This window comes from Schumannella sp. 10F1B-5-1, from assembly GCF_006517535.1.
Taxonomy (GTDB): Bacteria; Actinomycetota; Actinomycetes; order Actinomycetales; family Microbacteriaceae; genus Schumannella.
The window spans coordinates 1-297 of the sequence record NZ_VHQH01000271.1; the positions used below are offsets into that span (position 1 = coordinate 1).

The 297-nt window shown below is 71.4% G+C and carries 1 pseudogene; it reads left to right on the forward strand.

Going from position 1 to position 297, the window contains the following annotated elements:
• A pseudogene (locus tag FJ658_RS15675) lies at positions 1–224 on the forward strand (ABC transporter ATP-binding protein); the annotation flags it as partial.
• Positions 225–297 lie beyond the last annotated feature (73 nt).

A 297-nucleotide genomic window follows, 5' to 3' on the forward strand; every position in this document is an offset into this window, starting at 1 on the left:
ACGAGGTGCTCGCCGTGGGCGACAAGGCCTTCCGGGAGAAGTGCTACACCCGCATCGAGGAGCTGCTCGCGGGCGGACGCACCCTGTTCTTCGTGTCGCACAGCGAGCGCGACCTGCTGCGCTTCTGCACGCGAGGCCTCTACCTCGACAAGGGGGCGCTCGTGCTCGACGCCCCGATCCGCGAGGTCGTCGAGCGCTACAACGCCGACTACGGCACCACCTGAGCGTCACCGCGCCGCCGCCGGATCGCGGCTGCGGCGCGACGGATACCCGTCAGCACGGCGTGCGCCGGCACGC